This is a genomic window from Mesorhizobium sp. B2-3-10 (assembly GCF_006442275.1).
In the GTDB taxonomy this organism is placed as follows: domain Bacteria; phylum Pseudomonadota; class Alphaproteobacteria; order Rhizobiales; family Rhizobiaceae; genus Mesorhizobium; species Mesorhizobium australicum.
This window is the reverse complement of sequence record NZ_VFVT01000001.1, coordinates 859301-874255: the sequence shown is the minus strand read 5'-3', so window position 1 is coordinate 874255 and position 14955 is coordinate 859301. Positions and strand designations below refer to the sequence as shown.

The window sequence follows — 14955 nt, the reverse complement described above, 5'->3', positions numbered from 1 at the left end:
ATGACGCGCCGGTCAGCCGAGGTCTATCTGCAGGATTTCCGGGCGCATTCCGAAACGGATCGGCAAATTGCTGAAGCCAAGCCCGCCCGAGACGATGAGGTTGCGGTCGTTCTCGACGACATGGCCATAGGCGTAGCGATTGCCGAACTGGGATGGCACGATCGGCGAATAGCCGAACAGCCGCACCTGCCCGCCATGGGTGTGTCCCGATAGCGTCAGCGACACACGCCACGGCACTTTTGGAAAAATGTCCGGTTCGTGCGCCAGCAGGATGACGGGCGCGGCATCGCTGATCTTGGCCAGCGTGCCGTCGAGATCGTCCAATCCCCTGGGAGGCTCGTGTTTCTTTTTCGGCAACAGCGCCAACTGATCGGCGAGGCCCGCGATCCAGACGCTATGTCCGTCCTTTTCCAGACGCACGGCGTCGTTCTCCAGCACCGGGATGCCGGCTTTCTCCAGAGCCTTGCGCGCGATCGTCGGGCCGACTTCGGCACGCTGCGCAAAGCCGTCGGCCCACCAGTCGTGATTGCCGAGGATCGACACCACGCCGAGCGGCGCCTTGAGGCCCGACAGGGCGCCAGCCCATTCCGGCGGCGTCACCCTTTGCGACACCAGGCGCATGCCGGCTATGTAGTCGCCAAGCAGCACGATCAGGTCCGGCTGCAAGGCATTCGCCTCTTCGGCAAGCGACGCGATCCGCTCCGGCGTCATCCACGGCCGGCAAGCATGGATGTCGGCGAGCGCGACGACGCGCAGCTTCAATCCGGCGGGCCAATGCGGTGGCGTCAGCGCATAGCGCTTCACATGCGTCAGCAGCATCGGCTCGATACCGACGGCGTAGGCGCTGAAGGAGGCGACCGACAGGAACGACCCGCCGATAAAGCGCAGGAACCCGCGTCTGGTTATCATCAAGTGGCTCCGGCACCTCATTTCGGCATGCGCTGCTACATGTCGCCCAAAAGCGATCTCGGTCGGGAGGAGGACATGCATGGATGCAGCGAACCCGATACAATCCAGCAATACGCCGGTAAGCCGGCGAAGATGAGGAGAATTTGCGCAGGCCCGTTCACTGATGCTTGATCGCTAGTCCGCGAAACCCGCGCCTGATCGCTTGCGTGGCTATTCTTCCTGGAACAGATTGATCTGCTGCTGCGCCAAATCCTTCGGCGCATCGAGGCCGAGATGGCGCCAGGCATTGGCGGTCAGCATGCGTCCGCGTGGTGTGCGCTGGATGAACCCCTGCTGGATCAGATAGGGCTCGATGATGTCCTCGATGGCATCGCGCGGCTCGGACAGGCCGGCGGCGATGGTCTCGATGCCGACCGGACCGCCGCCGAAATTACGGGCGATCATGCTGAGATAGCGGCGGTCGAGGGCGTCGAGGCCAAGCGCGTCGACTTCGAGCCGGGTCAAGGCCTCGTCGGCGATCAGGCGGTCGACATGGCCGTCGCCGGCCACCGAGGCGAAATCGCGCACGCGCCGCAGCAGCCGTCCGGCAATGCGTGGCGTGCCGCGCGCGCGCCGCGCGATTTCCAGCGCACCGTCGTCGCCGAGTGGCATCTGCAGGATGCGCGCGCCGCGCCGCACGATCTGCTCCAACTCCTCGACGGTGTAGAAGTTGAGCCGCACCGGGATGCCGAAGCGGTCGCGCAGCGGATTGGTGAGCAGGCCGAGCCGCGTGGTGGCGGCGACCAGCGTGAAGTGCGCTAGGTCGATCTTCACCGAACGCGCCGCCGGACCCTCGCCGATGATCAGGTCGAGCTGGAAATCCTCCATCGCCGGATAAAGGATTTCCTCCACCGCCGGGTTGAGCCTGTGGATCTCGTCGATGAACAGCACGTCGCCTTCTTCGAGATTGGTAAGCAATGCCGCGAGATCGCCGGCCTTGGCGATGACCGGCCCGGAGGTCGAGCGGAAATTGACACCGAGTTCGCGCGCCATGATCTGCGCCAGCGTCGTCTTGCCCAGCCCCGGCGGTCCGACGAACAGCACATGGTCGAGCGCTTCCTTGCGGCCCTTGGCGGCCTCTATGAAGACCTTGAGATTGGCCCGCACCGCCGCCTGGCCGACGAAATCGTCAAGCGTTTGCGGCCGCAGGGTCTGCTCGGCATCCTCGCCGCGCTTTTCCGGTGCAATGAGGCGGGGGGAAAGGCTCATGGGACCTTCCTTGCACAGGGCAGCGCCCCGGACAAGCGATGGCTCACCGTGCCAGTTCCTTCAACCCAAAACGGATCAGTTTGGACGCATCGGCGCCCTCGCCCGCCGTCTTCAGCGCTGCTGACACGGCGTTGGCGGCGGTGTCGCGGGAATAGCCGAGATTGACCAGCGCCGAGACGGCGTCGGTGATCGGCGCCGGCGCTACGCCTTCGCCGAGTTCCTGCTTGAGCCCAATGGTGCCGGTGGCGGTGCCCGCATAGGCCGGCGCCTTGGCCTTCAATTCGGTGACGATGCGCTCGGCCACCTTCTTGCCGACGCCGGGCGCGCGGGAAACCATGGCGATGTCGCGCAGTGCAATGGCATTGGCAAGGTCAGCCGGCGCCAGCGTCGACAGGATGGCCAGCGCCACCTTGGCGCCGACACCCGGCACATTGTTCATCAGCAGCCGAAACCATTCGCGCTCGAGCTGCGACTGGAAACCATAGAGCCGGATCATGTCCTCTCGCACATAGGTCTCGATGAACAGCACCACCGCTTCGCCAGGCGAAGGCAGCGCGGCAAGCGTGCGGGTCGAGCAGTACGCGACGTAGCCGACGCCGTGGATATCGACGAGACAATGGTCTTCGTCGACCTCGTCGAGCGTACCCTTGAGCTTGCCGATCATGCCAGATCTTTCATGGGAGATAAGCCCTCATGGGTGCGTTTCCGGAGAGATGATATCGAGATCGGGGAAATAACTGCGATAGCGCGCGGCGTCGCGGGTCAAAAGACGATGTCCGGCAACAGCCGCATGAGCACCAATAAAGAAATCAGGCAAGATGCGTTCCCGAACGCCGCCGGCCCGGCGATAGCGGGAATGCGTGACGCCCGCAAGGAATGCCGCGTCCCAAGGTACAAGTTGGCGATCCATTTCGAGCATGTCGACGGCTCTTCGAAGCGCCGTCTCCGTCGGGATCAGCGGCGCGAGCTCAGACCAGACGATTGTATTGACGACCAATGCGCCGTCGCTACGGCATGAAACGATTGCAGACGCTGACCATTCCGTCAGCGGCCCGGTTGGCCCCCAAACGTCGATGAGGACATTGGTGTCAATCAACGTCGAGATCTTCACGCGGGCCTCTCAACCACTCCATGTAAGCGTCAGCGGTCATGCCTCCCAGATCCAGTGTGCCCGCCATGCCGTGGAGAATATTCCTGAACCTGCGCGCGACTTCTTCATCGGACAGGTTTTCATTGACGGCAACGAGCCGAGCCCCTTCCTCAGTGGCCACGAACTCAACCTCGGAGCCCGGTCCGATGCCCAGATGGTCCCTTATCGGCTTGGGGATTGTGACTTGGCCCTTGGTGGTCACGCGCATGGTAATACCTCTAGGGTATTACTACACGCGCAGCGTGAACAAGTCAAGAACATTGCTATTCGGCAAGCGCCATCCGGTAAGCGGCACTTTGCCGGTGATGCGCGTGACAAATCGCGATGGCCAGCGCGTCGGCGGCATGTTCGGTGTCGAAGATCGCTTTCGGCAACAGCACCTTCACCATCATGTGGATCTGCTTCTTGTCGCCATGACCGACGCCGATCACCGCTTTCTTCACCGCGTTCGGCGCATATTCGGCGACGACGAGGCCGGCGCGCGCCGGCACCAGCATGGCGATGCCGCGCGCCTGGCCGAGCTTCAGCGTCGCCACGGCATCCTTGTTGACGAAGGTCTGTTCGACCGCGGCTTCATGCGGCATGGCCCGGTGCAGGATCTCGGCAAGCCCGTCATGCAGCTGGCAAAGCCGCGTCGCCAGCGCCGCCTTGTCCTCCGAGCGCACGGTGCCCGCAGCAACAAAGCGCAAGGAATTGCCGAGGCTCTCGACGATGCCCCAGCCGGTGCGCCTGAGCCCCGGATCGATCCCGATGATGCGAATCGCGTCCCCCATGCCGTGAGTGTACCTCCGGCGGACAGCGATGCCAGCGAAAAGTGAACAAACCGGAAACATTTGCCCGACCAACCGGGAAGGCCTCGACGTTCTCAGTTTCGAGCGAACGCCGTGTTGAGCAAGCTGATCTGGTCCGATACCGGATTGGGCCGGCGAGCCACGGGCTGCATGTCGACCACGGCGCCTGCGCCATATATCTCTTCGTCCATGCGGCGCACCAATGCCTGCAGGCGCAACGACCGGTTGACGAGATCGAGAAAATCGGTCGGCAGTTCAGCCCAGCCGGCCGCCTCGTCATGGGCGGAAGCGGTGTCGAGACGCACCTTGGATTTTTCCGAAGCGACCTGATCGCGCGTCATCTCGCCGGAATTCGCCGCACGCTGCAAAAGCAGCCACGAGGCAACCTGCATCAGCCTGGTGGTCAGCCGCATCGATTCGGCCGCGTAGAGCGTGGCCGCCAGCCGCGACAGTTTCTTGGCCTCTGCCCGGCCCTTGCCGTCGAGATACTCCGCCGCCTGTTCGACCAGGCCCATGCCTTCCTGGTAAAGCGGTTTGAAGGAGTGCGAAAACACCCGGCGTTCCGCCAGCTTGACGGTTTTCGCAATGCCCTTCGAAGGCTCGTTCATTGATACGCCCCTGCACTTGCGACCGGCCGATTCGGCTCTCTGCCGATACACCCGTGACCCTATAAAACTGAAGCTTGAAAATGCGCTTCGTCCGGGGTGAAGGCAAGCACATGTTTAACAGAAGGTTAACGGCGTTCGGCCGTGCGGAATGCCGCCTGGGTGCGGACAAAAAAAGAGCCGCGGATAAGGCGGCTCTCAGGAGTTTAACAGGGAGGCGTCAAACAAAGTGGCTCCAACCACTCGGTAAGAATCCAGATCACTGGATGGACATAGTAAACGCCTGTAAAGCTTAATGAACCCTTAACGGCTCTGATGTTTTTTTACCCAACACCGTGCTCCTGTGCCGTAACAACACAGCCGCACCGGCTGGGTTTCAGCCTTCACTCAGGCTTTTTTTCCACACCACCGGCAAGGCGATGAAGGCAAACAGCAGCATGCCTGCGTAGAAGCCGATCGAAGATATCCCCAGCAACGGCTCGATCCCCGGATTTCCGGCAAGCAGTATATAAAGGCCGATCATCAGCCCGATGCCGCTGATTGCCGTCAGCCAGAAATGGACAAGGGCCAGCGTCTTTTGCCCGGCAGCCGGAAACAGGTGGTAAAAGAACGCGAAAACCGCCGACATCAACCAACCGGCCACCATCGTGTGGGCGTGGGTCGGCATCTGGCCGTGGTCTTCGCTGATCGCCATGTGGATGCCGAGCGCCATGCCGCACAACGCGTAGATGATCGCCAGCGTGAAGAAATTCCGTGCTACCCCTTGCATATTAGTCCCCCGAATTGCCTTTTTCCCAAGCTGGGAATGGGTTGATCGTCAGGCGAGCGCTGTCGCCGCCGGACTTCCGGCGTCGGCACTAGCATCGGCAGTGTTTCCGGACGATGTCGCTCCCCGACGCTGCCGACGATAGCAGAAAACCGGGCGGTGGGTTCATCATATTAGTCTCTCCTTTCGTTAGCCGGCAGCCTGAAACACAGCCGGTTTTTCCACGACATCGTCCTGAAACAGCCGCGGCGCTAAACGCTGCGGCATCGAAGCGGCGGGCGGGCAATGGCGCGGCCTCGCCAGCAACCATTGGACATCGGGGAAAAAGCCATGGATTGGTATTCCATCATCAAATTGCTGCACATCCTTTCGGCGATGCTTTGGGTCGGCGGCGGCTTCACGCTGATGGTGCTGGCGACGCTGGCGGATCGCGCCGGCAACATCCAGGGAACGCTGCAGGCGATGCGCGCCACTGGCGAACTGGGCAACCGCTTCTTCGCTCCGATGTCGATGCTGACATTGGTCTTCGGATTGATCATGTGCTCGTTCTGGGTCGGCTTCTCCGATCTCTGGGTCCTGATCGGGCTTGCCGGCTACGCCACGACCTTCTGCATTGGCATGTTCGTCTTCAAGCCGACCGCCGACCGCATGGGCGCGATGATCGCCAGGGATGGCGTAACGCCTAAGGCACTTGGCTATGGACAGCGCATCCTGCGGGCGGCGCGCTTCGACTATGCGGTCATGCTCATCATCATCACCGACATGGTTCTGAAGCCTACCCTGCACGACGTCGGGATTCTCGCCGGCATGGTGGTGGTCCTTGCCGCCGGTGCCACAATGGCGCTCAGCCGGCCAAGACGCATGGTGCCCAGCGCCGCCTGACGCGGCTGGAGCGCTACATGATGCCGGCGATCCCGTCCCACAGAAGCTTCACTGCCACGACCGCCACGGTCGCATAGGTGAAGGGATAAAAAATTTCTGGCCGCATCCGCCGCACCAGCCAGGCACCGGCGATGGTCGACAGTGGCGCCAGCGGCATCAGCACGGCGGACGCCGTCAGATTGGCGGTGTCGAACTGGCCGAGCGCGAAATACGGGATGAGTTTCAGCGCGTTGGTAGCGGCGAAGAAGATCGCTGCCGTGCCCGACAACACCTTGGGGTCGAGCCGGATCGGCAAGGCATAGACCTGGAAGGGCGGGCCGCCGACATGGGCGACGAAGCTGGTGAAGCCTGCGACCGTGCCCCATATGGCCGCGGCCACGCGATTAGGTGCGGCCGCATGGTCGGAACCATGACGAAATTGCAGGTAAAGCCAGCGCAGCACGAAGATGATGGCAACGGCGCCGACGATGAGCCGCACCGCTTCCTCGGTGACCAGTGCCGCCGTCAGCCAGCCAAGCCCGATGCCCACGATGGCGCCCGGCATCATGTCGACCAGCATCTTGCGGTCGTACACGCCCCACCATGTCCACACCGAGACGATGTCCATCAGGCACAGGATGGGCAGCAGGATGGCGGCCGCTTGAACCGGCGGCATGGTCAGCGCCATCAGCGGCACGCCGACGAAACCAACCGCGCCGCCGAAGCCGCCCTTGGACAGGCCGACCAGGATGACCGCCGGTATGGCGGCCGCGTAGAACCACGGATCGAGAAGCAGGCCTGACATGAGGAGGAACTGATCTGGAGGGAAAGCGCGTCGACGCCTGAATAGCCCACAATCTTGAGTCGAGCGACAGCAAAAGCAACCCGCGCGCCTCGCCATGCCCCTATTCTATCGGCACGCCGAAACCAGCAGGAACATCGGCCGCTCGAGTTCTTCCGCCAGGTCCGGTCTGGCCGCGATCTGCGCGTCCGTCGGACGGAATTCCTCGACATGCTCGATCGTGAAACCCGCGCGGATCAGGGCGTTGAGCGTGGTGCCGATGGTGCGGTGATGTTTCACCACCCCCTTGGCCAGCCAGTTGGTCTTGCGCGGCCCTTCCACCAGATACTGGTCGACAGGCCAGGTCCTTTTCCCCCCATCGATCGACCAGCCCGGATTGGTCGGCGCCATGTAGATCGGATGCTCGGTCGAGAAGACGAAATGCGCGCCGGGCGACAGGGCTTCGTGCACGGCCCCGAACAGGCGCTCAATATCTTCGACGTAATGCAAGGCGAGCGAACTGTAGGCGAGGTCGAAGCCGCCTTGCGGCAGGCTGAGATGGTCGAGGTCGGCTCTCTCGTAGGTGATGCCGGTGTCCGGGCCGGCCGCTCTCGCACGGGACAGCATCTTCTCCGACAGGTCCAGCCCAAGGACTTCCCTCGCTCCATTTTCATGTGCCCAGCGGCAGAACCAGCCAAAGCCGCAGCCGAGGTCGACGACCCTCAGGCCACCGACATCGGGCAGCATCGCGCGCAACGCCGGCCACTCGGCGGCACCATCCAGGCCTTCGACGGAGCGGCCAAGCTGGCTGTAGCCCGCAAAGAAATCGGGTTGATCGTAAATGTTCTGCGCCATCTTTTTTTGGCTCCTCGGACGGTCATCCGGCGGAAGACCGACATTTGGTGGACTGGCCGCGCCTTCCACCACTGCCATGCCGTGTCAAGCCTACGAGGCCGCCGGCAACCCCAGTGGCGGCGGTCGCCGCCGGATCGGCTGTGCCTTGATAATGGCGGTGCTGGTCTCGGCCTTGTCGGCGATGCGATCGAGAATGCCGTCGAGGTCGCCGATCGAGCGCACGAACAGCCGGGCGACGAAGCAGTCGTCGCCGGTCACCTTGTCGCATTCGCCAAACGCCTCAATCTCCTCGATCAATTTCTGAACGATGTGCAGCTTGCCCGGCAGAGGCTTGATCCGCACGATCGCCTGCAGCGTATAGCCGAGTGCCAGCGGATCGATCTCGACGGTAAACGCCCGGATGACGCCGCGCTCCTCGAGGCGCCGCAGCCGCTCCGAAACGCTCGGCGACGATAGCCCGACCTGGGCCGCCAGATCCTTCAGCGAGGTTCGCGCATCCCTGACCAGGATTTCCAGGAGATTTCGGTCCAAATCATCCAGCATTTTCTATTTCTCGTTGATTTCAAGCGGATGCCTAATTTAATTAGGCACTATCATTATATTGGCTTTCCTAGGAGATGGATAGCCCAGACCTCACATGAGATTATGCCGCCTCAACGGGTTCAGAGGCTTATTATGAACGATACGGTACGAGGCACGGTCGAAATGTCGGCCGCAATGGCGATCCTGGGAACGATCGGCTGGTTCGTCATCATGTCCGGTCAGCCGATCATGGATGTCGTGTTCTGGCGCTGCGCGTTCGGCGCGCTGACGCTGCTCTTCATCTGCGCTTCGCTTGGATTGGTGCGCAACAGGCTGTCGTTGCGCGTCATCGGCCTTGCCGCGCTTGGGGGTGCGGCGATCGTCATCAACTGGCTGCTCTTGTTCAGCGCCTTCTCGCGCGCGTCGATCTCGATCGCCACCGCCGTCTACAACACGCAGCCTTTCATGCTGGTCGGCTTCGGCGCGCTCTTGTTCGCCGAGCGGCTGACATTGACCAAGCTGACATGGCTGGCAATCGCCTTCGCCGGCATGCTGCTGATCGTCGCCGCTGCTCCCGATGCCGCTGATGTCGGCACGAACTATTTCGCCGGCATCCTGATGGCCCTGGCCGCCGCCTTTTTCTGGGCCGTCGCGGCAATCGTCACCAAGAAGCTCAAGGGCACGCCACCGCATCTGATCGCGCTGATTCAGGTCTGCGTCGGCGTCGTCATGCTCGCGCCCTTCGCCAATCTCGCGCATCTCCCCGGCGATCCATGGAGCTGGGCCATGCTGGCAACGCTCGGCATCGTCCACACCGGCCTGATGTACATCCTTATGTACGGCGCCATCCAGAAGCTGCCGACGCATCTGCAGGGGTCGCTGTCCTTCATTTATCCGGTCGTTGCCATCCTGGTCGATGTCACCGCCTTCGGCCACCGGCTGCACCTCAGTCAGGTCGCCGGCGCCGCCGCCATCCTGATCGCGGCCGCCGGCATGAACCTCGGCTGGACATTGTGGAAACCGAGACCGGCCGCCGCGAGCCCCGAGCCGATCAGGTAAGGCGACGCGCCGGCTGTCCGGCGGATCAAAAATCGCGATCCCGGCTGCCCGCCTGTTCAAAGCGGGCAGTTTGCTCTATGCCGCAATCCAACCATCTTCGCCCGGCATAGGCGAAACCCGGGATCGAAGAACCATGAATGACGCAACGCCCCCCAACCGCTGCCGCATCGTGCTGATCGCGCCGTCCGGCGTGTCGGCGGATCGGATCACGGCCGCATTCGACGGCGGCGATGTCGCCTCGCTGATCCTGCCCGAGAACGGCATGGACGAGGCCTCCTTCCAGGCCTTCGCCGAGCGTATCGTGCCGGCCGCGCAGGCCGCCGGAGTGGCCGTCATTATCGCTGGCGACACCCGCATCGCGGGCCGCGTCCAGGCCGACGGCATCCATGTCGAGGTCTCCAAGGCCGAACTCGCCGAGACGATCGAACATTTCCAGGCGAAAATGACGGTCGGCGCCGGCGGCGCCAAGACGCGTGACGACGCGCTCGAACTCGGCGAAGCCCGGCCCGATTACATTTTCTTCGGCCGGTTCGGCTACGACAACAAGCCCGAGCCGCATCCGCGCAACCTGTCATTGGGGCAATGGTGGGCGCAGATGATCCAGATCCCCTGCATCGTCGAGGCCGGTTCCGATCTTGCCTCTGTCGAAACCGTGGCCGCCACCGGCGCCGAATTCGTCGCGCTGTCGAGCGCCGTGTTCGCCGACGGCATCGATCCGAAGGTGGCGATCGCCCGGGCCAATGCGCTGCTCGACGAAACAGCGCCGCGCCTCGAGGACTGACGTGTTCCTGGCAAGGCTTTCCCTTCAGGCCCTGCTCGCGGCGGTGATGATCCAGGCCGCCGCCGCCGAAACCATACCCTTGCCGCAGCCCAAGCCTGAAACCGGCGTGCACACCGACAAGCCGATCGAAAAGCAGCTGCCGCAGCCCGCCACTACATCCGAGCCCGCGCCGTTGCCATCGGCCGACAGCGTCAATCCCGACCGCTTTGGCGCCAAGCCGGCGGACGCTGCCTATGGTGCCTTCCAGCGTGGTCTTTACAAGACCGCCTATAATCTGGCGCTGGTCCGCGCGCAGAATGGCGATCCGGCGGCGCAGACGCTGGTGGCCGAGATCCTGTCGCGTGGGTTGGGCGTGCCGTTGAACGCGGCCGAAGCCGCGAAATGGTATGCGCTTGCCGCCGAGCAGGGTGTGCCGGAATCGCAGTTTCAATATGCGCTGATGCTGCTCGACGGCCGCTACGTCAAGAAGGACGCGAAGGAAGCCTATGCCCTGATGCAGGCTGCCGCCGAGGCCGGCAACCAGCTGGCGCAGTTCAATTTCGCGCAGATGCTGGTCCAGCAGGATCCCGGCAACGCCGGCCTGGCCAAGGCGGTTTCCTACTATGAGCGTGCCGCCGCGACCGGTCTCGCCGACGCGCAGTACGCCATGTCGCAGATCTATGCCAACGGCGTCGGCGGCAAGCCGCGCGACGATGCACAGGCACGGCGGCTGCTGGCGCAGGCCGCCCGTCAGAACTACGACACCGCGCAGATCGATCTCGCCGCCTGGATGATCGAGGGCCGCGGCGGCGCGCGTGACCTGAAATCGGCCTTCGGCTGGACGAAGCAAGCCGCCGAAGGCGGCAATGTCGCGGCGCAGAACCGGCTGGCAAAACTCTATATGCAAGGCATCGGCACCGATCCCGACCTCGTGCTCGCCGGCGCCTGGTACATCGTCGCCCGCCGCGCCGGCCTCATCGATCAGCAGATGGACGATTTCCTGCAAGGGCTGAGCGACGACCAGACCAAGCAGGCCCTGCAGAAGGCCAACCGCCTGCCCTGATGGCGGTAGGCGGAACCGGCCCCGTTGCTCAGCTGCAACCCGCCCTCCCTTGCCTCTCCGGGCGATTTGTGGTCTTGGAGCCTTAAATCGCCTGTCACGGCGAACATCCCATACCAATGGCCCGGCCGTTGGCAGCATCCCGGATCCCATCATCATGGCCAAGATCAATGGCAACGAAATCCGCCCCGGCTACGTCATCGAACACGATGGCGGCCTCTGGGTGGCGGTCAGGACCAACACCGTCAAGCCCGGCAAGGGCGGCGCCTACAACCAGGTTGAGCTGAAGAACCTCATCAACGGCACCAAGCTCAACGAGCGCTTCCGTTCGGCCGAGACGGTCGAGCAGATCCGGCTAGACCTGAAGGACTTCTCCTTCCTCTACGAGCAGGACGACGCGCTGGTGTTCATGGACACCCAAAGCTACGAGCAGCTCGAACTGAACAAGGATTTCGTCGGCGACCGCGCCGCGTTCCTGCAGGACGGCATGATGGTGACGGTTCAGCTCTACGAGGAGCGGCCGATCGGCATTTCGCTGCCCGATTACGTGACACTGACCATCACCGAGGCGGATCCCGTGGTGAGAGGCCAGACGGCGGCATCCTCCTACAAGCCGGCGGTGCTGGAAAATGGCATTCGCGTGCTGGTGCCACCCTTCATCGGTGCCGGCGAACGCATCATCGTCGACACCAACGAAATCACTTACGTGCGCCGCGCCGACTGATGCATGCATGTCGCCCGGAAGCGGCCCCGGTTTGGGTCACCGGCATGCATCGAGACAGAATTTAAAGCGCCGCACCAGGAAGAAGCACTATGGCACGCTCAGCCCTCCTCAACGTCATGGTTCAGGCCGCAATGAAGGCCGGCCGCTCGCTGTCGCGCGACTTCGGCGAGGTCCAGAACCTGCAAGTCTCGATGAAGGGCCCCGGCGACTATGTCAGCCAGGCCGACCGCAAGGCCGAGGACATCGTTTTCGCCGAACTGTCGAAGGCACGTCCTGGCTACGGCTTCCTGATGGAAGAGCGCGGCGCCATCGCCGGCGATGACAGCCAGCACCGCTGGATCGTCGACCCGCTCGACGGCACCACCAATTTCCTGCACGGCATCCCGCTGTTCGCCGTCTCGATCGCACTGGAGCGCCAGGGCCAGATCGTGGCGGGCGTCGTCTACAATCCCGCCATGGACGAGCTCTACACCACCGAGCGCGGCGGCGGCGCCTTCATGAATGATCGCCGCCTGCGCGTTGCCGGCCGCACCAAGCTTGTCGACACGGTGATCGGCTGCGGCGTGCCGCATCTCGGCCGGGGCCATCATGGCAATTTCCTGGTCGAACTGCGCAACGTCATGGCCGAGGTCTCCGGCGTCCGCCGCATGGGCTCCGCCTCGCTCGATCTTGCCTATGTCGCCGCCGGCCGCATGGACGGCTTCTGGGAAGTGGGCCTGTCGGCCTGGGACATGGCCGCCGGCCTGCTCTTGATCCGGGAAGCGGGCGGCTTCGCCTCCGACATGGATGGCGGACAGGACATGCTGGACACCGGCACGGTCGTCGCCGGCAACGAGATCATCCAGCGCGCATTGCTGAAGACGGTGAAAAAGCCGCTCCCGCCGCGCTGAAGCAATTCCGGAAAAATGTTCGCGGTTTGGCATCCAGAATTGCGGTCAAGGCAAAGCGCGCAGTCGTAAAACCGCAAACAAAGCTTGAAATACTGTCCGTCGGTTGCCCAGATATGGGGTGATGCAGGACGATAGATGACCGACACCCCGCCACAGATCGAGATTCCGTTCATCGGACGCTGGCACTATTCGCGCGCCGAGATGATCGCCGACGGGATCGTCCATGCTGTCGGGATCGTGCTGGCGATCGCGGCCGGTTCGGCGCTGCTGGCGCTCGCCGCCTTCCGGGTCGGGCCCGGCGAATATATCGCCGCCGCCTTCTATGTCGTGTCGCTGCTCACCGTGCTCTCGGTATCGCTGACCTACAATCTGTGGCCGGTGACCTCGCCCGCGAAATGGATCCTGCGGCGCTTCGATCATGCCGCGATCTATCTGTTGATCGCCGCCACCTACACACCCTTTCTCGCCCAGTTGGGAAACTCGCCGCTGGCGCGCTGGATGATCGTCCTGGTCTGGGCCGCGGCCGCAACGGGCATTGCCATCAAGGTGTTTTTCCCCGGCCGTTTCGACAGGCTGGCGATCGTCTTCTATCTCGCCATCGGCTGGAGCGGCATCGTTCTCGTCAAGCCGCTCGTCGAGACGCTGCCGACCACGTCGATCGTGCTCATCGTCGCCGGTGGCGTCGTCTATTCCTGTGGCGTGATTTTCTTCGCCTGGAAGGCGCTGCGCTTCCACAACGCACTGTGGCACGGCTTCGTCGTCACCGGCGCCGGCCTGCATTTGGCGGCCATGGTCGACTGCCTCGTCATCAACCGCCTCTGATGCGCCGGCTCCAAAGGCCGCCTGTGGCAATATTGCCAAGCACCATTCAATTTGGTCATAATTCCGTTTAGAGTTGCCAACTACGTGATCGGCGGCAGCGGCAGCGGCATCGGAAACGGGGCACGGATGGCTTTTCTCAGATCCTTCGGCATGGGCAGGCGCTCCGACGTGCTGATCTACGACCCGCATAAACTGTCCAGTCCGCAGGTCTTCCTGCTGACCATGGTCATCTTCCTGGCCATCGTCGCTTTCATCGCCGCCATCCTGACCCGCCAGGTCACCACCGCTTTCGTCACCAACCCCGGCCTCAACGGCCTGATCGTCGGCGTGCTCGTCGTCGGTATCCTGCTGGCCTTCACGCAGGTCGGGCGGCTGTTTCGCGAGGTCCGCTGGGTCAACTCTTTCCGAGCCGGCTCCGAAACCACCGAACCGGTGCTGCTGGCGCCGATGAAGGCGATGATCGGCCGTTCCTCGTCCATGGCCTTTTCGACCTCATCGATGCGCACAATGCTCGATTCCATCGCCACCCGCCTCGACGAAAGCCGCGACACCTCGCGCTACCTTGTGGGCCTTTTGGTGTTCCTCGGCCTGCTTGGCACTTTCTGGGGCCTGCTGAATACGATCGGCTCGATCCGCGAGACCATCGAATCGCTCGATCCCGGCACGGGTGACGCCGCCGCGGTGCTCGATTCGCTGAAACAGGGCCTGTCGGCGCCGCTGGCCGGCATGGGCACAGCCTTCTCATCCTCGCTGTTCGGCCTGTCCGGCTCGCTCGTGCTCGGCTTCCTCGACTTGCAGGCCGGCCGCGCCCAGACGCGCTTCTACACCGAGCTCGAGAACTGGCTGTCCTCGGTCACGGATCTGTCGTCCGACATCGTCGTTTCCGACCCGGCCAAGGCCGACTCTTCCGACGAGATCCGCGTCCTGTCGGAGCGGCTGCGCAGCATGCAGGAGAATGGCGGCGGCTCCAACCCGCGCGTCGCCACCGCCATGGCCAATCTCGCCGACGGTATTTCCGGCTTGGTCAAGAACATGCGCTCCGAACAGCAGATCATGCGCGACTGGGTCGAAGCCCAGTCGGACGAACAAAAGGCGATGCGCAACACGCTGGAAAAGATCGCCGACGCGCTGAAGAAGCCCGGGGTGCACTAG

Annotated in this window: 19 protein-coding genes; 8 read left to right on the top strand and 11 right to left on the bottom strand. The window is 63.2% G+C overall.

Annotated elements, in window-relative coordinates:
- Positions 1-12 precede the first annotated feature (12 nt).
- From FJ943_RS04450 to FJ943_RS04415, 8 genes are all read right to left on the bottom strand, one after another.
- Positions 13-909 (bottom strand): metallophosphoesterase, encoded by an 897-nt coding sequence (locus tag FJ943_RS04450; protein ID WP_140719996.1) that lies wholly within the window; start codon positions 907-909, stop codon positions 13-15.
- A gap of 210 nt (positions 910-1119) precedes the next feature.
- The gene (gene ruvB / locus FJ943_RS04445; RefSeq protein WP_015315263.1) at positions 1120-2157 is read right to left on the bottom strand and encodes a Holliday junction branch migration DNA helicase RuvB; all 1038 of its coding nucleotides are present in this window, start codon (positions 2155-2157) and stop codon (positions 1120-1122) included.
- Between the two features lie 43 nt (positions 2158-2200).
- On the bottom strand, positions 2201-2821 hold the full coding sequence (ruvA, locus tag FJ943_RS04440; RefSeq protein WP_015315262.1) for a Holliday junction branch migration protein RuvA: 621 nt from the start codon (positions 2819-2821) through the stop codon (positions 2201-2203).
- A gap of 27 nt (positions 2822-2848) precedes the next feature.
- The gene (locus FJ943_RS04435) at positions 2849-3268 is read right to left on the bottom strand and encodes a type II toxin-antitoxin system VapC family toxin (RefSeq protein WP_140719995.1); all 420 of its coding nucleotides are present in this window, start codon (positions 3266-3268) and stop codon (positions 2849-2851) included.
- Positions 3246-3515 carry an AbrB/MazE/SpoVT family DNA-binding domain-containing protein gene (locus FJ943_RS04430; protein ID WP_015315260.1) on the bottom strand — a complete coding sequence of 90 codons (270 nt, stop codon included), beginning with the start codon at positions 3513-3515 and terminating at the stop codon, positions 3246-3248. Before FJ943_RS04430 ends, FJ943_RS04435 begins: the two co-directional genes overlap by 23 nt.
- A gap of 55 nt (positions 3516-3570) precedes the next feature.
- Positions 3571-4080 carry a crossover junction endodeoxyribonuclease RuvC gene (gene ruvC / locus FJ943_RS04425; protein WP_140719994.1) on the bottom strand — a complete coding sequence of 170 codons (510 nt, stop codon included), beginning with the start codon at positions 4078-4080 and terminating at the stop codon, positions 3571-3573.
- Positions 4081-4172: 92 nt separating this feature from the next.
- Positions 4173-4706 (bottom strand): DUF1465 family protein, encoded by a 534-nt coding sequence (locus tag FJ943_RS04420; protein ID WP_015315258.1) that lies wholly within the window; start codon positions 4704-4706, stop codon positions 4173-4175.
- A gap of 373 nt (positions 4707-5079) precedes the next feature.
- Positions 5080-5472, bottom strand: a complete 393-nt coding sequence (locus tag FJ943_RS04415; RefSeq protein ID WP_015315257.1) for a hypothetical protein — start codon at positions 5470-5472, stop codon at positions 5080-5082.
- 327 nt (positions 5473-5799) lie between these two features.
- On the opposite strand from FJ943_RS04415, the gene FJ943_RS04410 reads away from it, so the two are divergent.
- A complete protein-coding gene (locus tag FJ943_RS04410) occupies positions 5800-6351 on the top strand; it encodes a DUF2269 family protein (RefSeq protein ID WP_140719993.1) in 552 nt (183 codons plus the stop codon).
- 13 nt (positions 6352-6364) lie between these two features.
- On the opposite strand, the gene FJ943_RS04405 is transcribed toward FJ943_RS04410, so the two are convergent.
- From FJ943_RS04405 to FJ943_RS04395, 3 genes are all read right to left on the bottom strand, one after another.
- The gene (locus FJ943_RS04405) at positions 6365-7135 is read right to left on the bottom strand and encodes a sulfite exporter TauE/SafE family protein (protein WP_015315255.1); all 771 of its coding nucleotides are present in this window, start codon (positions 7133-7135) and stop codon (positions 6365-6367) included.
- 105 nt (positions 7136-7240) lie between these two features.
- Positions 7241-7966: a class I SAM-dependent methyltransferase gene (locus FJ943_RS04400; RefSeq protein ID WP_140719991.1), complete on the bottom strand. Its 726-nt coding sequence runs from the start codon at positions 7964-7966 to the stop codon at positions 7241-7243.
- Between the two features lie 90 nt (positions 7967-8056).
- Complete coding sequence (locus FJ943_RS04395; RefSeq protein ID WP_015315253.1) at positions 8057-8509, bottom strand: Lrp/AsnC family transcriptional regulator; 453 nt, start codon at positions 8507-8509, stop codon at positions 8057-8059.
- A 132-nt stretch (positions 8510-8641) separates the two neighbouring features.
- Between FJ943_RS04395 and FJ943_RS04390 the strand changes: the two genes are divergently transcribed.
- From FJ943_RS04390 to FJ943_RS04360, 7 genes are all read left to right on the top strand, one after another.
- Positions 8642-9547 carry a DMT family transporter gene (locus FJ943_RS04390; protein ID WP_140719989.1) on the top strand — a complete coding sequence of 302 codons (906 nt, stop codon included), beginning with the start codon at positions 8642-8644 and terminating at the stop codon, positions 9545-9547.
- Between the two features lie 133 nt (positions 9548-9680).
- Positions 9681-10328: a thiamine phosphate synthase gene (locus tag FJ943_RS04385; RefSeq protein ID WP_140719987.1), complete on the top strand. Its 648-nt coding sequence runs from the start codon at positions 9681-9683 to the stop codon at positions 10326-10328.
- A gap of 1 nt (position 10329) precedes the next feature.
- A complete protein-coding gene (locus FJ943_RS04380; protein WP_015315250.1) occupies positions 10330-11370 on the top strand; it encodes a tetratricopeptide repeat protein in 1041 nt (346 codons plus the stop codon).
- A 154-nt stretch (positions 11371-11524) separates the two neighbouring features.
- Positions 11525-12091: an elongation factor P gene (gene efp / locus FJ943_RS04375; RefSeq protein WP_015315249.1), complete on the top strand. Its 567-nt coding sequence runs from the start codon at positions 11525-11527 to the stop codon at positions 12089-12091.
- Positions 12092-12180: 89 nt separating this feature from the next.
- Positions 12181-12981: an inositol monophosphatase family protein gene (locus tag FJ943_RS04370; protein ID WP_140616630.1), complete on the top strand. Its 801-nt coding sequence runs from the start codon at positions 12181-12183 to the stop codon at positions 12979-12981.
- A gap of 135 nt (positions 12982-13116) precedes the next feature.
- Positions 13117-13803, top strand: coding sequence for a hemolysin III family protein (locus FJ943_RS04365; protein ID WP_140719985.1), 687 nt, complete (start codon positions 13117-13119; stop codon positions 13801-13803).
- A 126-nt stretch (positions 13804-13929) separates the two neighbouring features.
- Entirely contained in the window at positions 13930-14955 is a 1026-nt protein-coding gene (locus FJ943_RS04360) for a MotA/TolQ/ExbB proton channel family protein (protein WP_041163650.1), read from the top strand.